This is a genomic window from Actinokineospora pegani (genome assembly GCF_009745975.1).
In the GTDB taxonomy this organism is placed as follows: Bacteria; Actinomycetota; Actinomycetes; order Mycobacteriales; family Pseudonocardiaceae; genus Actinokineospora; species Actinokineospora pegani.
Genome location: NZ_WHOL01000103.1, coordinates 1 through 21095, shown reverse-complemented (window position 1 = coordinate 21095; position 21095 = coordinate 1). Strand labels below are relative to the sequence as shown.

The 21095-nt window shown below is 75.9% G+C and carries 3 protein-coding genes; all 3 read right to left on the bottom strand.

Features of this window, described 5'->3' with window-relative positions:
• A partial coding sequence (locus GCL84_RS19735; RefSeq protein ID WP_456236904.1) for a type I polyketide synthase occupies nt 1-1374 on the bottom strand: 1374 nt, incomplete at its 3' end.
• On the bottom strand, nt 1371-14075 hold the full coding sequence (locus GCL84_RS19730; protein WP_456236903.1) for a type I polyketide synthase: 12705 nt from the start codon (nt 14073-14075) through the stop codon (nt 1371-1373). The genes GCL84_RS19735 and GCL84_RS19730, both read right to left, overlap by 4 nt.
• A gap of 8 nt (nt 14076-14083) precedes the next feature.
• On the bottom strand, nt 14084-21095 hold a 7012-nt coding region (locus GCL84_RS19725), incomplete at its 5' end, for a type I polyketide synthase (RefSeq protein ID WP_268891368.1).

Below are 21095 nucleotides of genomic sequence, written 5' to 3'. Positions count from 1 at the left end.
GTTGGTGCCGGAGATGCCGAACGACGACACACCCGCGCGGCGCGGCCGGTCGACCGATGGCCACGCGCGCTGCTCGGTCAGCAGCGAGACCGCGCCCTCCGTCCAGTCCACAGTGGAAGAGGGCTGGTCGACGTGCAGGGTGCGGGGCAGCACCCCGTGCCGCAGCGCCTGCACCATCTTGATCACCCCGGCGACGCCCGCGGCGGCCTGGGTGTGCCCGATGTTCGACTTCACCGACCCCAGCCACAGCGGCGTCCCGCGGTCCTGCCCATAGGTCGCCAGCAGGGCTTGCGCCTCGATCGGGTCGCCCAGCGTGGTGCCGGTGCCGTGGGCCTCGACGGCGTCCACGTCGGCGGCCGACAGGCGGGCGTTGGCGAGCGCGGCGCGGATGACCCGCTGCTGCGACGGCCCGTTCGGCGCGGTGAGGCCGTTGGACGCGCCGTCCTGGTTGATCGCGGACCCGCGCAGCACGGCAAGGACCTCGCGGCCGTTGCGGCGGGCGTCGGAGAGCTTCTCCAACAGCAGCATGCCGACGCCCTCGCCCCAGCCCGTGCCATCGGCGGCCTCGGCGAACGACTTGCACCGGCCATCGGCGGCCAGCCCCTGCTGGCGGGCGAACTCGACGAACGCGCCCGGCGTCGACATGACCGTGACGCCGCCTGCCAGCGCTAGGTCGCACTCCCCGGCGCGCAGCGCCTGCGCGGCCAGGTGCAGGGCGACCAGCGACGACGAGCACGCCGTGTCGACGGTGACCGCCGGGCCCTCGAAGCCCAGCGAGTAGGAGATGCGCCCGGACATGACCGAGGCGGTGTTGCCCGTGCCCAGGTACCCGGCGACCTCCTCGGGGATCTCGCGCAGCAGCGCGGTGTAGTCCTGTCCGTTGGTGCCGGCGAACACGCCCGTGCGGGAGCCGCGCAGCGACAGCGGGTCGATGCCCGCCCGCTCCAGCAGCTCCCACGAGGTCTCCAGCAGGAGCCGCTGCTGCGGGTCCATCGCCAGCGCCTCGCGCGGGGAGATGCCGAACAGGGCGGCGTCGAACCCGCCCGCCCCGTCGAGGAAGCCGCCCGCGGCGACGTAGCTGGTGCCCGCGCGGCCCTTCTCCGGGTCGTAGAGGGCGTCGAGGTCCCAGCCCCGGTCGTCGGGGAAGTCCACCACCCCGTCGCCGCCGTCGACGACCAGCCGCCACAGGTCCTCCGGCGAGGCCACGCCGCCGGGGAACCGGCAGGCCATGGCGACGACGGCGACCGGCTCGGCGGCGGCCTCGGTCAGCCTGCGGTTCTGCTCGCGCAGCCGCTCGTTCTCCTTGAGCTGCTTGCGCAGGGCCTCGACGAACTTGTCGGCAGGGGCGGTCATGGCGAACTCCCGTTCGGTCAGGTCCGGTCGGCGCCCAGCGCCAGGTCCAGCAGCGCGTCGGCGTCCATCAGGTCGATGGAGCCCTCGTCGCTGTCAGGCGAGGCAGGGGCGGGATCGGCGGGCGTCTCGGACCCGGCGAGGTCGAGCAGGGTGGACAGCAGCCCGGCGTCGCGCAGCCGGTCCAGCGGGATGGTGGCGAGCAGGTCGCGCACGCGCCGGTGCTCGGGGTTCTCGGCCCCCGTGTCCGCCCCGAACACCCGCGTGCGCAGCTCGTCGGCCAGGGCCGCCGGGGTGGGGAAGTCGAACACGGCGGTGGCGGGCAGCTTGGCGCCGGTCGCGGTGGCCAGCGCGTTGCGCAGCTCCACGGCGGTCAGCGAGTCGAAGCCGAGGTCCTTGAACGCCCGGTCCGGCTCGACGGCCGTCGCGTCGGCGCGGCCGAGGACGAGCGCGGCTTGCTCCCGGACCAGCGCCAGGGCGCCGTCGCGGCGCTCGGTGGCGGTGGTGAACCGGGCGGCCCACGCGTCGGCGGCGCCGCTGACGGCGACCTCCTCGGCGAGCACGCGCCGCACCTCGTCGACCCCGTCCAGCAGCGGACTGGGCCGGGCGGCGGTGAAGGCGGGCGCGAACTTGGCCCAGTCGACGTCGGCGACGGTCACCGCCGTCTCCCCGGCGGCCAGCGCCGCGCCGAGCGCGGCCAGTGCCAGGGCGGGGTCCAGCGGGGTCAGGCCGCGGCGGGCCAGGTCGGCGGCGGTGCGCTCGCCGACCATGCCGCCGCCCGCCCACGGCCCCCAGGCCAGCGCGGTGGCGGCCAGGCCGCGACCGCGCCGGTGCAGGGCGAGCCCGTCGAGGAAGGCGTTGCCCGCCGAGTACAGGCCCTGGTGGCCGCTGCCCCAGGTGCCGGAGATGGACGAGAACAGCACGAACGCGTCCAGGTCCCGCTCGCCCAGCGCGGCGTCGAGGTTGGCCGCGCCGCCGACCTTGGCGGCCAGCGCGTCGCCGGTGCGGCCCGGGTCGAGGTCGGCCAGCGCGGCGTCCACGGCGACCCCGGCCGCGTGCACGACGACCCGCAGGTCGTCGATCCCGTCGACCAGGTCCCGCACCGCCCGCGCGTCGGACACGTCGCAGGCCACGACGTCGGCGCCCAGCTCGGCGGCGAGGTCGGCGGCGCCGGGTGCGTCGAGGCCCCGGCGGCTGGTGAGGATGATCCGCTCGGCGCCGTGCTCGGCCAGCCACCGGGCGACGCGGGCGCCGAGCCCGCCGGTCCCGCCCGTGACCAGCGCGGCCCCGCGGGTGCGGAACTCGCCGGTGGCGGACGCGGCCCGGTTGAGCCGCCGTCCGAAGACCCCGGAGGGCCGGACGGCGACCTGGTCCTCACCGCACGCGAGGGCCTGGGCGAACCGGGCCCGGGTGCGGGTGTCCCAGGTGGCGGGGGCGTCGACGAGGCCGCCCCACAGCGCGGTGTGCTCCAGGGCGGCGACGCGGCCCAGGCCCCAGGCCTGGGCCTGGGCGGGGTCGGTGACCGGGTCGGCGGCGCCGATGGAGACCGCGCCCCGGGTCACGCACCACACGGGCGCGGTCGCGTCGCGCAGCGTCGTGATGATCGAGCCGAGTGAGCTGTCGGTCAGCAGGACGTTGTCCGCCTCGACCTGGGGGACGACGTCGATCCCGGCCTCGGCGAGCGCCTGCGCGCACTGCTCCGCGAGGTCGCCGCCGCCCAGCACGGCCCAGCGGCCGGACGGGGCCGCCCCGGTCGTGACCGGGGCCCAGCGGACCTGGTAGCGCCAGGTGTCGATGGTGGACTGGGTGGTGCGGCGCGATCGCCAGTCGGCCAGGGCGGTGCGGGCGGCGTCGGGCAGGTCGAGACCGAGCGCACCGAGGTCGCCGCGCTCGACCGCGGCCCAGAACGCCGAGTCCTCGCCCCCGGTGGCGGGCGTGGCGGTGAGCCAGAAGCGCTGCCGCTGGAACGGGTAGGTGGGCAGGTCGACGCGCCGCGCCCCGGGCAGCAGCGCCGCCCAGTCCGGCACCGCCCCCTGGCTGGCGAGCGCGGCCAGGGCGGTGAGGGCGGTGGTGGGCTCGTCGCGGTCCTTGCGCAGCGCTGGGGCGCACGCGTCGATGAGCGGGGTGAGGGTCGCGGTGGGGCCGACCTCGAGGAAGCGGGTGGCGCCCAGGGCGCGGGCGGTGGTGGTCGCGTCGTCGAAGCGGACGGTGGCGCGGACGTGCTCGACCCAGTAGGCCGGGTCGGTGAGCCGGTCGGCGACCTGCCCGGTGACGTTGGAGACGACCGGGACCGTCGGCTGGTGGAAGGTGACCGCGTCCAAGACGGCCCTGAAACCCTCCAGCATCGGGTCCATCAGCGCCGAGTGGAACGCGTGGGACACGGTGAGCCGCTTGGCCTTGCCGAACCGCGCGGCGGCAGCGAGTACCGCCGTCTCGTCGCCGGAGAGCACAACGGCGTCCGGCGCGTTGACAGCGGCGAGATCGACCCCCTCGGGCAACGGCAGCACGTCCACCTCGGCGGCCCGGACGGCGACCATCGCGCCGCCCGCGGGCAGGGCGGCCATCAACCGGCCGCGCGCCTCGACGACCCGGCACGCGTCGGCCAGCGACCACACCCCGGCCACGTGCGCGGCGACCAGCTCGCCGATCGAGTGGCCCAGCAGCACGTCCGGCCGCACGCCCCAGGACTCGAACAGCCGCGCCAGCGCCACCTCGACCGCGAACAGCGCCGCCTGGGTGATCTCCGTGCTGTCGAGGTCCCCGGAGGTGATCGACTCGCGCACCGGCAGGTCGAAGTGCCCGCACACCTCGTCGAACGCGGCGGCGAACACCGGGAACCGCGCGGCGAGCCCGGCGCCCATGCCGACGCGCTGCGAGCCCTGGCCGGAGAACACGAACGCGGTGAGCCCGTCCGTCGCCCGCGTGGTGGCGGTCCGCCCCTCGGCGATCGCGGTGAGCCCGGCCCGCAGCGAGTCCCAGTCCGAGCCGACGACAGCGGCCCGGTGCTCCAACCGGGCCCGGGTGGTGGCCAGCGACCACGCCACATCGGCGGTGTCCCCGGCGGGCAGGGCGGCCAGTCGAGCCGCCTGGGCCCGCAGCGCGGCCTCGGACTTGCCCGAGAGCACCCACGGCACCAGCACGTCGCGCTCCACGGCCGGCACCGGCTCCGGGGCGACGCCCTCGATGATGACGTGGGCGTTGGTGCCGGAGATGCCGAACGACGACACCCCGGCCCGGCGCGGCCGGTCCACCTCGGGCCAGTCCCGCGCCTCCGACAGCAGCGACACGGCCCCAGCGGACCAGTCGACCTTCGTCGACGGCTCGGTCAGGTGCAGCGAGCGGGGCGCCCGCCCGTGCCGCATGGCCTGCACCACCTTGATCACCCCGGCGAGCCCGGAGGCGGCCTGGGTGTGGCCGATGTTGGACTTGAGCGACCCGAGCAGCAGCGGCGTGTCCCGGTCCTGCCCGTAGGTGGCCAGCACGGCCTGCGCCTCGATCGGGTCGCCCAGCGCGGTCCCGGTCCCGTGCGCCTCCACAACGTCCACATCGGACGAAACAAGCCCGGCGGACGCCAGCGCGGCCCGGATCACCCGCTGCTGCGACGGCCCGTTCGGCGCGGTCAGGCCGTTCGACGCACCATCCTGGTTCACCGCGCTTCCGCGCAGCACAGCCAAGATCTCGTGCCCATTGCGCACAGCGTCCGACTGGCGCTCCAACAGCACCATGCCGACACCCTCAGACCACCCGGTCCCATCCGACCCCTCGGCGAAGGACTTGCAGCGGCCGTCGGCGGCCAGGCCGCCCTGGGCGTCGAACTCGGCGAACCCGATCGGCGTCGACATGACGGTCACACCACCGGCGAGGGCCAGCGCGCACTCCCCCGTCCGCAGCGCCTGCGCCGCCAGGTGCAGCGCGACCAGGGACGACGAGCACGCGGTGTCCAGGGTGACGGCGGGCCCCTCCAGGCCGAGCGCGTAGGCGACCCGGCCGGACATGACGCTGCCGGTGCTGCCGGTGAGCAGGTACCCGGCGATCTCGGGCGGCACCTCGGTCAGGCCGGTGCCGTAGCCCGACGCGCTGGCGCCGGTGAACACGCCGGTGCGGGTGCCGCGCAGCGAGGTGGGGTCGATGCCGGAGCGCTCCAGCAGTTCCCAGGAGGTCTCCAGCAGGAGCCGCTGCTGCGGGTCCATGGCCAGCGCCTCGCGCGGGTTGATGCCGAACAGCTCGGCGTCGAAGCGGGACGCGTCGGCGAGGAAGCCGCCCTCGCGCAGGTAGCCGCCGTCCGCGCCCGCCCAGCCCCGGTCGTCGGGGAACTGGCCGACCCCGTCGACCTCGTCGGCGACCAGCCGCCACAGGTCCTCCGGCGAGTCGACCCCGCCGGGCAGCCTGCACGCCATGCCCACCAGCACGATCGGGTCATCGTCCACGGCGACGGTCGCGGCGGCCTCGACGACGGTCTCAGCCCCGAGGAGCAGGGCCCGCAGCTCGGTGGCCAGTTCGGCGGGGGTGGGGTGGTCGAACACCAGGGTCGCGGGCAGCCGCAACCCGGTCGCCCCGGTCAGTGCGTCGCGCAACTCCACGGCGGTCAGCGAGTCGAAGCCCAGGTCCTTGAACGCGGTGCCCGCGCCGACCTCGGCGACATCCTCGTGGCCCAGGACGGCGGCGACGCGGCCGCGCACCAGGTCCAGCAGCGTCCTGGCCTGTTCGGTCTCGGACCGGCCCGCCAGCGCGGCGGCGAGGCCGGTCCGGGCGACCTCGACCTCCGCGGGCTGGAAGGCGGCCAGCAGCGGGCTGGGCCGGGAGGCGGTGAAGGCGGGGGTGAAGGTGTCCCAGGCGACATCGGCCACGGTCACGGCGGTGTCGCCGCCGTCGACGGCGGTGCGCAGAGCGGCCAGCGCCGTGGCGGGCGGCAGCGGGGTGAGGCCGCGCCGGGCCAGGTGCGCCCCGGTCTCGGCGTCGACCATGCCTCCCCCGGCCCACGGCCCCCAGGACACGGCGGTGGCGGGCAGGCCGAGTGCGCGGCGGTGCTGGGCCAGGGCGTCGAGGTAGGCGTTGGCGGCGGCGTAGACGGCCTGGCCGCCGCTGCCCCAGACCCCGGCGATGGAGGAGAACAGCACGAAGGCGTCCAGGTCGCCCGCCAGCTCGTGCAGGTTCGCCGCTCCGGTGACCTTGGCGGCCATCCCGGCGGCGAAGTCGTCGGCGGTCAGCGTGGCGATCTCGCCGAACGGCGCGACCCCGGCCGCGTGCACGACGGCGGTCACCGGGTGCTCGGCGAGCAGCGCGGCGAGGGCGTCGCGGTCGGTGACGTCGCAGGCGGCGATGGTGGCCCGCGCGCCGAACTCCTCGGCCAGGTCGTCGGCCCGGCCGCGCCTGCTGGTCAGCACAACGTGCTCAGCACCCGCGGCCAGGGCCCAGCGGGCGACGGCGGCGCCCAGCGCCCCGGTGCCGCCGGTGATCAGCACGGCCCCGCGCGGCGTCCACGGCGTCCCCGTCCGCTGCGGCGCGTCGACGAGCCTGCGCCCGAACACCCCGTCGGCCCGGATGGCGACCTGGTCCTGCACGCCGTGGGCGAGCACGGCGGCGAGCCGGTCCTCCCCGCCGGGCGCGATGTCGACCAGACCGCCCCACTGGCCCGGGTGCTCCAGCGCGGCGACGCGGCCGAAGCCCCACACCGTCGCCTGCTCGGGAGCGGGCAGCGGCTCAGCCCCCACGGCGACCGCGCCGCGCGTCACGCACCACAGGCGGGCATCGGTCCCGCGCAGCAGCCCAGCCGCCTCGGCAGCGGATTCCACAGCGGCGACAACGTTGTCGGCGTCCTCGGCGAGCGTGACCCCGGCGGCGATGAGCGCGGCCTCGACCTCCGGGTCACCCACCACGCGCCAGGTCCCGGTCAGCTCGGACGCGGGCAGGCGCAGGCGTTCCCAGTCGACCCGGTAGCGCGCGGCCGTGGTGGGCGGGGGTGTCGAGCTGAGCCAGAAGTGCTTGCGCTGGAAGGGGTAGGTCGGCAGCGCGACCCGTCCGGCCATGCCGTCGAGGGCGGCCGCCCAGTCGACCCGCGCGCCCGTGGCGAACAGGTGGCCGAGCGCGGTGTAGGCGGTGGTGACGTCGTCGCGGCCATCCCGGAGCGCGGGCACACACCCGTCGACCAGTGACGACAGCACCGAGTCCGGCCCGATCTCCACGGCCCGCACCGCGCCCAGGGCAGCGACGCCGTCAGCGAACCGAACGGTCCCCCGCACGTGCTCGACCCAGTACCCCGGGTCGGTCAGCGAGCCCGCCCCGTTCGCCATGATCGGCAGCGACGGCTCATGGAACTCGACGGTGTCCAGCACCGCCCGGAACTCGCCCAGCATCGGGTCCATCAGGCCCGAGTGGAACGCGTGGGAAACGCTGAGCCGCTTGGTCTTGTCGAACCTGGCCGCGATCGCCAGCACCTCGGACTCCACACCCGAGATCACCACCGACTCAGGGCCGTTCACCGCAGCGACGCTCACCCCGGGGGTCAACGCGACCTCGGACTCAGCGGCCTTGATCGACACCATCGCGCCACCCCCGGGCAACGCGTCCATGAGCCGGCCCCGGGCCGCGACGACCGTGACCGCGTCCTCAAGCGACCACACGCCCGCGACGTGCGCGGCGACCAACTCGCCGATCGAGTGCCCGATCAGCACGTCCGGCCGCACACCCCACGACTCGAACAGCCGCACCAACGCGACCTCGACCGCGAACAGCGCGGCCTGGGTGAACACCGTCCGGTCCAGGCCCTCGCCCGAGGTGACCACCTCGCGCAGCGGCTGGTCCAGCAGCGCGTCGAAGTGCGCGCAGACCTCGTCGTAGGCGTCGGCGAAGACCGGGAACCGCGCGTAGAGGCCAGCGCCCATGCCGACCCGCTGCGCGCCCTGCCCGGAGAACACGAACGCCGTCTTGCCCTTGACCGCGGCCACCGGCGCGGCGACCCCGTTCGCCAGGTCAGCCAGCGCGCCCGGCGACAAGGCGACAGCCCGGTGCGCCAACGCGGCCCGCCCGGTCGCCAGCGTCCACGCCACCGCGGGCGCGGGCGCGTCCAGGCCGATCAGCGAAGCGGCCTGTTCCCGAACGGCCTGCGGCGTCCGGCCGGACAGCACCCACGGCGCGGGCCCGTCGACCCCGGTGGGCGCGGGCTCGGCCGCGACACCTTCCAGGATCACGTGCGCGTTGGTCCCGGAGATGCCGAACGACGACACCCCGGCCCGGCGCGGCCGGTCCACCGACGGCCACTCGCGCGTCTCGGTCAGCAGCTCCACCGACCCGGCCGACCAGTCGACCTTCGATGTCGGGGCGCTGGCCCCGAGGGTCGCGGGCAGCACACCGCGCCGCATCGCCTCAACCATCTTGATCATCCCGGCGACGCCCGCGGCGGCCTGGGTGTGCCCGATGTTGGACTTCACCGACCCCAACCACAGCGGCTCAGACCGGTCTTGGCCATAGGTCGCCAGCAGCGCCTGCGCCTCGATCGGGTCGCCCAGCACCGTCCCGGTGCCATGCGCCTCCACAGCATCCACATCGGACGCCACCAGTCCCGCCGAGGCCAGCGCCGCGCGGATCACCCGCTGCTGCGAGGGCCCGTTGGGGGCGGTGAGCCCGTTCGACGCGCCATCGGAGTTGACCGCGCTCCCGCGCAGCACGGCCAGGATCTCGTGCCCGTTGCGCACGGCGTCGGACTGGCGTTCCAGCAGCACCAGGCCGACGCCCTCGGACCAGCCGGTGCCGTCGGCGTCGTCGGCGAAGGACTTGCACCGGCCGTCGGCGGCCAAGCCGCCCTGGGCCTCGAACTCGGCGAACCCGATGGGCGAGGCCATGACGGTCACCCCGCCCGCGATCGCCAGCGACGACTCGCCCGAGCGCAGCGACCGGGCGGCCCAGTGCACGGCCACCAGCGAGGACGAGCACGCGGTGTCGACGGTGACCGCCGGGCCCTCCAGGCCCAGCGAGTAGGCCACGCGCCCGGACAGGACGCTGCCGTTGCCGCCGGTCAGCAGGTACCCGGCGACGCCGTCGGGGATCTCGCTGAGCGAGGTGGCGTAGCCCGACGAGCCCGCGCCGGTGAACACGCCGGTCTCGGTGCCGTGCAGCGAGGTCGGGTCGATGCCCGCGTTCTCCAGCAGCTCCCAGGAGGTTTCCAGCAGCAACCGCTGCTGCGGGTCCATCGCCAGCGCCTCGCGCGGGTTGATCCCGAAGTGCGCGGCGTCGAACTCGCCCGCGTCGCGCAGGAAGCCGCCCAGGCCCCGCGCGTCCCAGCCCCGGTCGTCGGGGAACGGGCCGATGCCGTGGCCACCGGCGGCCACCAGGTCCCACAGCGCGGCGGGCGAGGCCGCGCCGCCCGGGTAGCGGCAGGCCATGCCGACGACGACCACCGGGTCGTCCTCGACGGGCGCGGCGACGGCCACGGGCGCGGGGGCGAGGTCGCCCGCGAGGTGCCGGGCCAGGGCGGTGGGGGTGGGGTGGTCGAAGACGGCGGTGGCGGGCAGGGCGACGCCGGTCGCGGTGACGAGCCGGTCGCGCAGGTCGACGGCGGTCAGCGAGTCGAAGCCCAGGTCGGCGAACGCGGCGTCGTCGGCGATGGCGGCCGGGTCGGCGTGGCCGAGCACGGCGGCGACGTGCGCCCGGACGACGTCGAGCACGTCGTCGGCGGAGGCGGTCGGGGCCGGGGCCTCGACCGCCTTGGCGGGGGCCAGGCCGTCGAGGAGTGCGGAGGGACGCAGGGCGGTGAAGGCGGGGACGAAGCGGGACCAGTCGACGTCGGCGACGGTGACGCAGTCCTCGTCGGCGTCGAGCGCGGCGGCGAGGGCGGCGATGGCGGGCGCGGGCGGCAGCGCGGCCAGGCCCCGGCGGCCCAGGTGCCGCTCGGTCTCGGCGTCGACCATGCCGCCCCCGGCCCACGGGCCCCAGGCGATCGCCGTCCCGGCCAGGCCGCGGGCGCGGCGGTGCAGCACGAGCGCGTCGAGGTAGGCGTTGGCGGCGGCGTAGGCGGCCTGCCCGCCGCTGCCCCACACCCCGGCGATCGAGGAGAACACCACGAAGGCGTCCAGCTCCCGGTCGCCCAGGGCGGTGTCGAGGGCGCGGGCGCCGTCGACCTTGGCCCGCCAGGAGTCGGCGAGGGTGGCCGGGTCGAGGCAGGCGATCTCGCCGTAGCCCGCGGTCCCGGCGGTGTGCACGACCGCGCGCAAGTCGTCGAGCCGGGCCACGAGCGAGCCGATGTCGGTCACCTCGCCCGCGACGACCTCGACGTCCGCGCCGCGCCCGCGCAGGTCGGCGACGAGGTCGGCGGCGCCGGGGGCGTCGAGCCCGCGACGGCTGGTGAGCACGAGCCGCCGCGCGCCCCGGTCAGCGCACCAGCGGGCGACCCGGGCGCCGAGCCCACCGGTCCCGCCGGTGATCAGCACGGTCCCGTCCGGGGTCCAGTCGCGGACCGGCTCGGGCTGGGGGGCGGGCACGAGCCTGCGGCCGAGGACGCCGGACGCGCGCAGGGCGAGCTGGTCCTCCCCCGCGGGCGCGGCGAGGGCGCGGCGGAAGCGGTCGCGGGTCCGGTCGTCCCAGGTCGCCGGGACGTCGATGAGGCCGCCCCAGCGGGCGGAGTGCTCCAACGCGGCGACCCGGCCCAGGCCCCAGACCAGCGCCTGGTCGGGGTCGGTCAGCGGGTCGGCGGGCCCGGTGGAGACCGCCCCCCGGGTGACGCACCACAGCGGGGCGTCGATCCCCGCCGCGCCCAGCGCTTGGAGGGCGGCGACGACGGCGCCCGGGTCCGGCAGCACCGCGACCACGCCGTCGACCGCGCCGACATCCGCCAGATCCAAGTCGTGGACCAGCACGTGGTCGGGCAACGCTTCGGCGACAGCCAGCGCGGTCGGGGTGTCGTCGGCGGCGAGCAGCAGCCAGCGGCCGGGACGGGCCCGCGGCGGGGTCAGCGGGGTCCAGCGGACGCGGTGGCGCCACGAGTCCAGCCGGGCGCGCTCGTCCTGGCGGCGGCGCCAGTCGGCGAGCGCGGGCAGCGCGGGGGTGACGGCGTCGGTGTCCAGGCCCAGGCCGGACAGGTCGCCGCGCTCGACGGCCCGCCAGAACTCACCGTCCAGTGTGGAGGTGGCCAGCGGGGCGGACGGGGTGGGGTCGAGCCAGAACCGCTGGCGCTGGAAGGCGTAGGTGGGCAGGTCGACCCAGTGCGCGCCGGGGAAGACGGCGGACCAGTCGGGGCGCGCGCCGAGGGTGAACAGCTTGCCGACGCCGGTGACGAACGCGGTCGTCTCGTCGGTGTCCCTGCGCTGCAACGGAACGCAGCCCTCGACGGCCGGGGTGAGGACGGCGTCGGGGCCGATCTCGACGATCGGGCCGACCCCCAGTCCACGCAGGGCGGTGATGCCATCAGCGAAGCGGACGGTGCCGCGCACGTGCTCGACCCAGTACTCGGGATCGGTCACCCGCCCAGCCACGATCGGCACCGACGGCTCATGGAACTCGACCGATTCCACGACAGCCCGGAACTCGGCCAGCATCGGCTCCATCAACGGCGAGTGGAACGCGTGCGACACGCTCAACCGCTTGGTCTTCTCGAACTTCGCCGCGATCGCCAGCACCTCGGACTCCACACCCGAGACCACCACCGAATCCGGACCGTTCACCGCCGCGACGCTCACACCAGGAGACAGCTCGATCTCCGACTCAGCGGCCTTGATCGACACCATCGCCCCGCCCTCGGGCAGGGCCCCCATCAACCGACCACGAGCAGAAACGACCTTGCACGCGTCCTCGAGCGACCACACACCGGCGACATGCGCGGCGGCCAACTCGCCGATCGAGTGCCCGACCACGACCTCCGGCACCACACCCCACGACGCGAGCAGCCGCGTCAACGCGACCTGGAACGCGAACAGCGCGGGCTGCGCGACCTCGGTCCGGTGCACCTCCTCGGTGCCGATCCGCTCGCGGAGATCCGCGTCGAAGTGCGACAGCACCTCATCGAACGCCGCCGCGAACACCGAGAACCGCCGCAACTCGGCGCCCATGCCCGCCCGCTGCGAGCCCTGCCCGGAGAAGACGGCGGCGAGCTTGCCGGAGCGGGCCTTGCCGGTGGCCGCCCGCCCCTCGGCGACCTCGGCCAGCCCGGCGGCGAAGCCCTCGGCGGTGTCGGCGACGACGGCGGCGCGGTGCTCCAGCGCGGCCCGGGTGGTGGCCAGCGCGAGACCCGTGTCCGCGAGCGCGGTCGGGGCCAGGCCCAGCAGCCGGGCGGCCTGCTCGCGCAGCGCCTCGGGCGTCTTGCCGGACAGCACCCACGGCACGGGGTGCGCGAGCGGCGTGGGCTCCTGGACCTCGGGCGCGGGGGCCTGTTCGAGGATGACGTGGGCGTTGGTGCCGGAGATGCCGAACGACGACACACCCGCGCGGCGCGGCCGGTCGACCGATGGCCAGTCCCGGCGCTGGGTAAGCAGCTCGACGGCCCCGGCGGACCAGTCGACCTCGCCCGCCGGGCGGTCGACGCCCAGGGTGGCGGGCAGCACGCCGTGCCGCATCGCCTGCACCATCTTGATCACCCCCGCGACGCCCGCCGCGCCCTGGGTGTGCCCGATGTTCGACTTGACCGAGCCCAGCCACAGCGGCTGGGACCGGTTCTGCCCGTAGGTGGCCAGCAGCGCCTGGGCCTCGATCGGGTCGCCCAGCACGGTCCCGGTGCCGTGCGCCTCCACAGCGTCCACATCGGACGTCGACAACCGCGCGCCCGCCAGCGCCGCGCGGATCACCCGCTGCTGCGATGGCCCGTTCGGCGCGGTGAGGCCGTTGGACGCGCCGTCCTGGTTGACCGCCGAGCCGCGCAGCACGGCCAGGATCGTGCGCCCGTTGCGCTGGGCGTCGGAGAGGCGTTCGAGCAGGACCATGCCCGCGCCCTCGCCCCACCCGGTGCCGTCGGCGGCGTCGGCGAAGGACTTGCACCGGCCGTCGGCGGCCAGGCCGCGCTGGCGGGAGAACTCCACGAACGCCATCGGCGAGGACATGACCGTCGCGCCACCGGCCAGGACCAGGTCGCACTCCCCGGTCCGCAGCGCCTGCGCGGCCCAGTGCAGCGCCACCAGCGACGACGAGCACGCGGTGTCGACGGTGACCGCCGGGCCCTCCAGACCGAGCACGTAGGACACGCGACCGGACAGCACGCTGGCGGTGGTGCCGGTGCCGAGGTAGCCCTCCAGGCCCTCGGGGATCTCGGTCAGCAGCGACCCGTAGTCCTGCCCGGTGGTGCCCGCGAACACGCCGGTGGCCGAGCCGCGCAGCGACAGCGGGTCGATCCCGGCGCGCTCCAACGCCTCCCACGAGGTCTCCAGGATGAGCCGCTGCTGCGGGTCCATCGCCAGCGCCTCGCGCGGGGAGATGCCGAACAGGCCCGCGTCGAACTCGGCCGCGCCCGCGAGGAACCCGCCCCGGTTGCTGTAGGTGGTGCCGGGCCGGGAGCGGTCGGGGTCGTAGAGGCCCTCGGTGTCCCAGCCGCGGTCGGTCGGGAACTCCACCACGCCGTCGCGGCCGTCGGCGACCAGGTCCCACAACGCCTCCGGGGAGTCGACGCCGCCGGGGAACCGGCAGGCCATGCCGACGATGGCGACCGGTTCCGGGGTGGCGGACTCGTGGGCGCGCAGCCGCTGCTTGGCCTCGTGCAGGTCGGCGGTGACCCGCTTGAGGTAGCCGAGGAGCTTGTCCTGGTCGTCCATCGCGGCACTCATCCCAGCTCGTTGTCGATGAAGTCGAACAGTTCGGCGGCGCTGGAGGCGCTGAGCCGCTCGGCCACGGCGGGCCGGTCGGGCTCGGGCTCGGCCGACGACCACCGCGCCAGCAGGGTGTGCAGGCGGGCGGTGACCTCCCCGCGCAGCGGGTCGGCCGGGGCCGCGAGCAGGGCCTCCAGGCGGTCCAGCTCGGCCAGCACCGGGTCCCGGTCGTCGTCGCCGAACAGGGCCGCGGCCAGCGCGGCGGCCAGCGCCGAGGGGGTCGGGTGGTCGAAGACCAGGGTCGCGGGCAGCCGGTGGCCGGTGGCCGCGGCGAGGCCGTTGCGCAGCTCCACGGCGGTCAGCGAGTCGAAGCCCAGGTCGGAGAACGCCCGGCCGGGCTCGACGGCGGCGGTGTCCGGGTGGCCCAGGACGGTGGCGACCTGGGTGCGGACCAGGTCGAGCACGGCGGCGTCCCGGTCGGCGCGGGCCAGCCCGGCGAACCGGTCGGGCGCGCCCGTCCCGACCACCGGCTCGGCGAGCGCGTCGCGGACCTCGGGGACACCGTCGAGCAGCGGGCTGGGCCGCGACAGGGTGAAGGTGGGGGCGAACGCCGACCAGTCGACGTCGGCGACGGTCACCGCCGCGGCCTGGCCGCCCACGGCCCGGCCCAGCGCGGTCAGCGCCACTTCGGGCCGCAGCAGGGTCAGGCCGCGCTTGCGCAGGTGTTCGGCGGCCGCGTCGTGCGCCATGCCGCCCTCGGCCCACGGCCCCCAGGCCAGCGCCGTCCCGGCCAGGCCCCTGGCCCGCCGGTCCAGCACGAGCGCGTCGAGGTAGGCGTTGGCCGCGGCGTAGGCGGCCTGCCCGCCGCTGCCCCACACCCCGGCGATCGAGGAGAACACCACGAAGGCGTCCAGCTCGCCTGTCAGCTCGTCCAGGTTGGCCGCGCCGCGCACCTTGCCGTCGAGCAGGGCGGCGACCTCGGCCTCGGTGAGGTCGGCGATCGGGCCGTCGGCGACGACGCCCGCCGCGTGCACGACGGCCCGCAGGTCGTCGATGCCGTCGAGGACGCGGGCCAGCGCGTCGCGGTCGGCGGCGTCGCAGGCCACGACCTCGGCCCCGAGCTCGGCGGCCAGGTCGGCGGCGCCGGGGCTGTCGAGACCACGGCGGCTGGTGAGCACGAGCCGGTCGGCGCCGTTGTCCTTGGCCCAGCGGGCGACCTTCGCGCCGAGGCCGCCGGTGCCGCCGGTGATCAGGACGGTGCCGCGCGGGCGCCACGTCCGCGCGCCGACAGTGGTGCGGACCAAGCGGCGGGCGTAGACGCCGGAGGCGCGGACGGCCACCTGGTCCTCGCCCCCGCCGAGCACGGCGGTGAACCGGGCGCGGGCCCGGTCGTCCCAGGTGGCGGGCAGGTCGACCAGACCGCCCCAGCGGTCGCCGTGCTCCAGCGCGGCGACCCGGCCCAGGCCCCAGACCAGGGCCTGGCGCGGTGAGTCGGGCCGGTCGGCGGGTCCGATGGCGACCGCGCCCCGGGTCAGCGCCCACACCGGCGCGGCGATGCCCGCCCGCAGCAGTTCCCAGGTGTCGACGAGCCCCTTCGGGACGACGTCTCCCGACTCGTCGAGCGCGCACAGCGACACCACGCCCGCCACGTCGCCCAGCTCGGGCAGCGCGCCCGGGGCAGCCGTGACGACGTCGGCCCCCGCCGCCGCCAAGATGGCGGGGACCTCGGTGTCGACGCCCTCGGGGACAACGACCAGCCAGGTCCCGGCAAGGGTGCTGTCACCCGCGGTGAGGGCGTTCCAGGCGACGGTGTAGGCCAGAGAGTCCACTTCGGACTGCTCGGTGCGGCGGCGGCGCCAGCCGGTGAGCAGCGGGAGGACCGCGTCGACGGCAGTGCGGTCGGCGTCGGCGGCCAGTTCGTCGGCGAGGGCCCCGGAGTCGAGGGCGGCCCAGAGGCCGCTGTCCCCGGCCGCCGGGGCGGGGGTGACCTCGAGCCAGAAGCTCTGCCGCTGGAACGCGTAGGTGGGCAGGTCGATCCGGCGCCCGCCGGGGAACACCGCGGCCCAGTCGGCCGTGCCGCCGCGCACCACCAGCGAGGCGAGCGCGGCGACGGCGGTCTCCGCCTCGGGGCGACCCCGGCGCAGCACCGGCACGCACCCGTCGACCAGCGACGACAGCACCGCGTCCGGCCCGATCTCCACCGCGCGCACCGCGCCCATCTCCGCGACGCCCTCGGCGAACCGGACCGTGCCGCGCACGTGCTCGACCCAGTACTCCGGATCGGTCACCCGCCCCGCCACGATCGGCACCGAGGGCTCGTGGAACTCCACGGCGTCCAGCACCGCCCGGAAGTCGTTCAGCATCGGGTCCATCAACGGCGAGTGGAACGCGTGGGACACGGTGAGCCGCTTGGTCTTGTCGAACCTGGCCGCGATCGCCAGCACCTCGGACTCCACACCCGAGATCACCACCGACTCAGGCCCGTTCACCGCAGCGACCCCCACGCCCGGCGTCAGCTCGATCTCCGACTCAGCGGCCTTGATCGACACCATCGCCCCACCCTCCGGCAGGGCACCCATCAACCGACCGCGAGCGGCGACGACCTCGCACGCGTCCGCCAGCGACCACACCCCGGCGACATGCGCGGCGGCCAACTCGCCGATCGAGTGCCCGATCAGCACCTCGGGCCGCACGCCCCAGGACGCGAACAACCGCACCAGCGCGACCTGGAAGGCGAACAGCGCGGGCTGGGTGACCTCGGTCCGGTGCACGTCCTCGGTGCCGATCCGCTCCCGCAGGCCGGCGTCGAAGTGCGACAGCACCTCGTCGAAGGCCGCGGCGAAGACCGGGAAGCGCCGCAGCCCGGCACCCATGTCCGCCCACTGCGAGCCCTGCCCGGAGAACACGAACGCCGTGCGCGCGTCCACGGCCCGCCCGGCCACCACGCCGACCCCGGGCGATCCGTCGGCCAGGGCGGCGAGCCCGGCGCGCAACCCGGCGGTGTCGGCGGCGACCACGGCGGCCCGGTGCTCCAACCCCGCGCGCCCGGTGGCCAGCGACCAGCCGACGTCGACCGGTCGGACATCCGGGGCGAGCGACAGCAGCCGCGCCGCCTGGGCCCGCACGGCGGCCTCGGTCTTGCCGGAGAGCACCCACGGCACCACGGCGTCGACAGCGGGGACGTCGACAGCGGGGGCGTCGACCGGCTCGGGTTCCGGGGCCTGCTCCAGGATCACGTGCGCGTTGGTGCCGGAGATCCCGAACGCCGACACGCCCGCCCGGCGCGGCCGGTCCACCGGAGGCCAGTCGCGCGGCTCGTCAAGCAGCTCCACCGACCCGGCGGACCAGTCGACGTGCGAGGACGGTTCGCCGACGTGCAGGGTCTGCGGCAGCACGCCGTGCCGCAGGGCCAGCACCATCTTCATCACACCAGCGACACCCGCGGCGGCCTGGGTGTGCCCGATGTTGGACTTCACCGAGCCCAGGTACAACGGTTCGTCCCGGTCTTGCCCGTAGGCGGCCAGCAGCGCCTGCGCCTCGATCGGGTCGCCCAACGACGTCCCGGTGCCGTGCGCCTCGACGGCGTCCACATCGGACGGGCCGAGCCCGGCGGCGGCCAGCGCGGCGCGGATGACCCGCTGCTGCGACGGCCCGTTCGGGGCGGTGAGCCCGTTGGACGCGCCGTCCTGGTTGACCGCCGACCCGCGCAGCACGGCCAGGACCGGGTGCCCGTTGCGCTGGGCGTCGGAGAGGCGTTCGAGCAGCAGCACGCCGACGCCCTCGCCCCAGCCGGTGCCGTCGGCGTCGTCGGAGAAGGCCTTGCACCGGCCGTCGGCGGCCAGGCCGCGCTGCCGGGAGAACTCGATGAACGCGGTCGGCGAGGACATGACCGTCACCCCACCCGCCAGCGCCAGCGTGCACTCACCGGACCGCAGCGCCTGCGCCGCCCAGTGCATCGCCACCAGCGACGCCGAGCACGCGGTGTCGACGGTGACGGCCGGGCCCTCCAGGCCCAGGGTGTAGGCGACGCGGCCGGACAGGACGCTGGCGGTGGTGCCGGTGCCGAGGTAGCCCTCCAGGCCCTCGGGGACCTCGCGGAGCAGGGCGGTGTAGTCCTGCCCGTTGGTGCCCGCGAACACGCCGGTCTGGCTGCCGCGCAGTCCGGTGACGTCGATGCCCGCCCGCTCGACGGCCTCCCAGCAGGCTTCCAGCAGCAGGCGCTGCTGCGGGTCCATCGCGACGGCCTCGCGCGGCGAGATGCCGAACAGCTCGGCGTCGAACCGGTCCGCGCCGTCGACGAAGCCGCCCTCGCGGACGTAGCTGGTGCCGACGCGGGCCCGGTCGGGGTCGTGCAGGGCGGCCAGGTCCCAGCCCCGGTCGTCGGGGAAGGCGCCGATGCCGTCGCCGCCCGCGCTCAGCAGCGCCCACAGGTCCTCGGGGCCGGCGACGCCGCCGGGGAAGCGGCAGGCCATGGCCACGACGGCGATCGGGGCGTCGGCGTCGCCCGCGCGCGGCGCGGCCTCGGCGCCCGCCTGCCCCGCGACCTCGCCCACCAGCCAGGCGGCCAGGTCGGCGGGGGTCGGGTAGTCGTAGACGAGGGTGACCGGCAGCGGCAGCCCGGTGGCCGCACCGAGCCGGTCGCGCAGCTCCACGGCGGTCAGCGAGTCGAAGCCCAGCTCCTTGAACGGGCGGCCCGCCTCGACCGCGTCGTCCCCGTCAGCCTCACCGTGGCCGAGCACGGCCGCGACCGCGCCGCGCACCAGGTCGTCGACGATCCGGCGGCGGCGCTGGACCGGGGCGGCGGCCAGGTCGTCGCGCCAGGTCCGCTCGGCGGGGGCCAGGTCGCGCGCCTCGGGCAGGTCGGCCAGGAACGGGGTCGGGACGCCGCCGGAGAACGCGGCGAGGAACCTGGTCCAGTCCAGGTCGACCACGGCGTGCGAGCCGGGGGTGGCCAGCGCGGTGACGGCGACCGACGGGGCCATGGGGACGAACCCGGCGTCGGCGAGCCGCGCGCCCAGGCCCTCGGCCATGCCACCGCCCGCCCAGGCGCCCCAGGCGATGGCGGTGGCGGGCAGGCCCGCGGCGCGGCGGCGGTCCACCACGGCGTCGGCGATGGCGTTGGCGGCGGCGTAGTTGCCCTGCCCGACCCCGCCGAGCACCCCGGCGAAGGAGGTGAACACCACGAAGGCGTCCAGGTCCAGGTCGCGGGTCAGCTCGTCGAGGTGGGCGGTGGCGGTGGCCTTGGCCGCGAGGACGGCGGCGAGCGCGTCGGCGTCCATCCCCTCCAGCACACCGTCCGCGACGACACCCGCGGTGTGCACGACGGCGTTGGGCCGGTGCTCGGCGATCAGCGCGGCCAGCGCGTCCCGGTCGGACACGTCGCAGGGGACGATCCGCGCGCCCAGTTCCTCGGCCAATTCCGCCGCGCCGGGCGCGTCGAGGCCGCGGCGGCTGGTCAGCACGAGCTTGTCGGCGCCGCGGGCCCAGCGGGCGACCTCGGCGCCCAGCGCGCCCGTGCCGCCGGTGATGAGGACCGTGCCGGACGGGGTCCACGGCTCGCCGGGGGCGGTCGGGGCGTGGACGAGCCTGCGGGCGCGGACGCCGGACTCGCTGACAGCGACCTGGTCCTCGTCGCCGCCCAGGGCGGCGAGCAGGTCGCCGCCGGTCCAGTCGACGAGCCCGCCCCAGCGGTCGGGGTGCTCGAGGGCGGCCACGCGGCCCAGGCCCCAGACGCCCGCCTGGACGGGGTGGGTGACCGGGCCGTCGGCGGGGACCGCGCCCCGGGTCAGCACCCACAGCGGGGCGGCGATCCCGGCGAGGTCGCGCAGGAGGGCCACCGTGGCGTCGAGGCCGGTGGGGACGTCGGGGTGGCCGGGCAGCGGGGTCTCGTCGGCGGCGAGCAGCGACAGGACGCCGGTGTAGTCGCCGGGGACGAGGGCGTCCGGGGCGCAGACGGTGACCTGGGCGGGGGTCAGCGCGGCCAGGACGTCGTCGGCCGGGGTGGTGGTGACGACGAGCCAGTGGCCGGGGTCGCGGGGGCTCGGGGTGACCGGGACCCAGTCGACCCGGTAGCGCCACGCGTCGACGGGGTCGGTGGTGTGGAAGGTGCTCTCGATCCAGTAGCGCTTGTGCTGGAAGGCGTAGGTGGGCAGCGCGACGATGCGCGCGCCGGGGAACAGCGGGGCCAGGTCGGCGTCCGCGCCGGTCGCGATGAGCTTGCCCAGGGCGGAAAGCACGGTCTCGGCCTCGCCGCGCCCACCGCGCAGTGCGGGCACGCACCCGTCGACCAGCGACGACAGCACCGCGTCCGGCCCGATCTCCACCGCCCGCACCGCGCCCAGCTCCGCTACACCATCGGCGAACCGCACAGTTCCCCGCACGTGCTCGACCCAGTACCCCGGATCAGTCACCCTGCCCGCCACCAACGGGATCGACGGCTCGTGGAACTCCACCGACTCCACAACCGCCCGGAACTCCTCCAACATCGGGTCCATCAACGGCGAATGGAACGCGTGCGACACACTGAGCCGCTTGGTCTTGTCGAACTCGGCGGCGATCGCCAACACCTCGGACTCCACACCCGAGACCACCACCGACTCGGGGCCGTTGACCGCCGCGATGCTCACACCAGGGGTCAACTCGATCTCGGACTCGGCGGCCTTGATCGACACCATCGCCCCACCCTCCGGCAGGGCACCCATCAACCGACCACGAGCCGACACGACCTTGACCGCGTCCGCGAGGGACCACACCCCGGCCACGTGCGCGGCCGCCAGCTCGCCGATCGAATGCCCGATCAGCACATCCGGGCGCACACCCCACGACTCCAACAACCGCACCAACGCGACCTCGAACGCGAACAGCCCGGCCTGGCTGTGCTCGGTCCGCGAGATCGCGTCGGACCCCAGCGCCTCCCGCAGCCCGTCGAACCGCGACACCACATCGTCGAACGCCTCGGCGAACACCGGGAACCGCTCGGCCAACTCCCGGCCCATGCCGATCCGCTGCGAACCCTGCCCGGAGAAC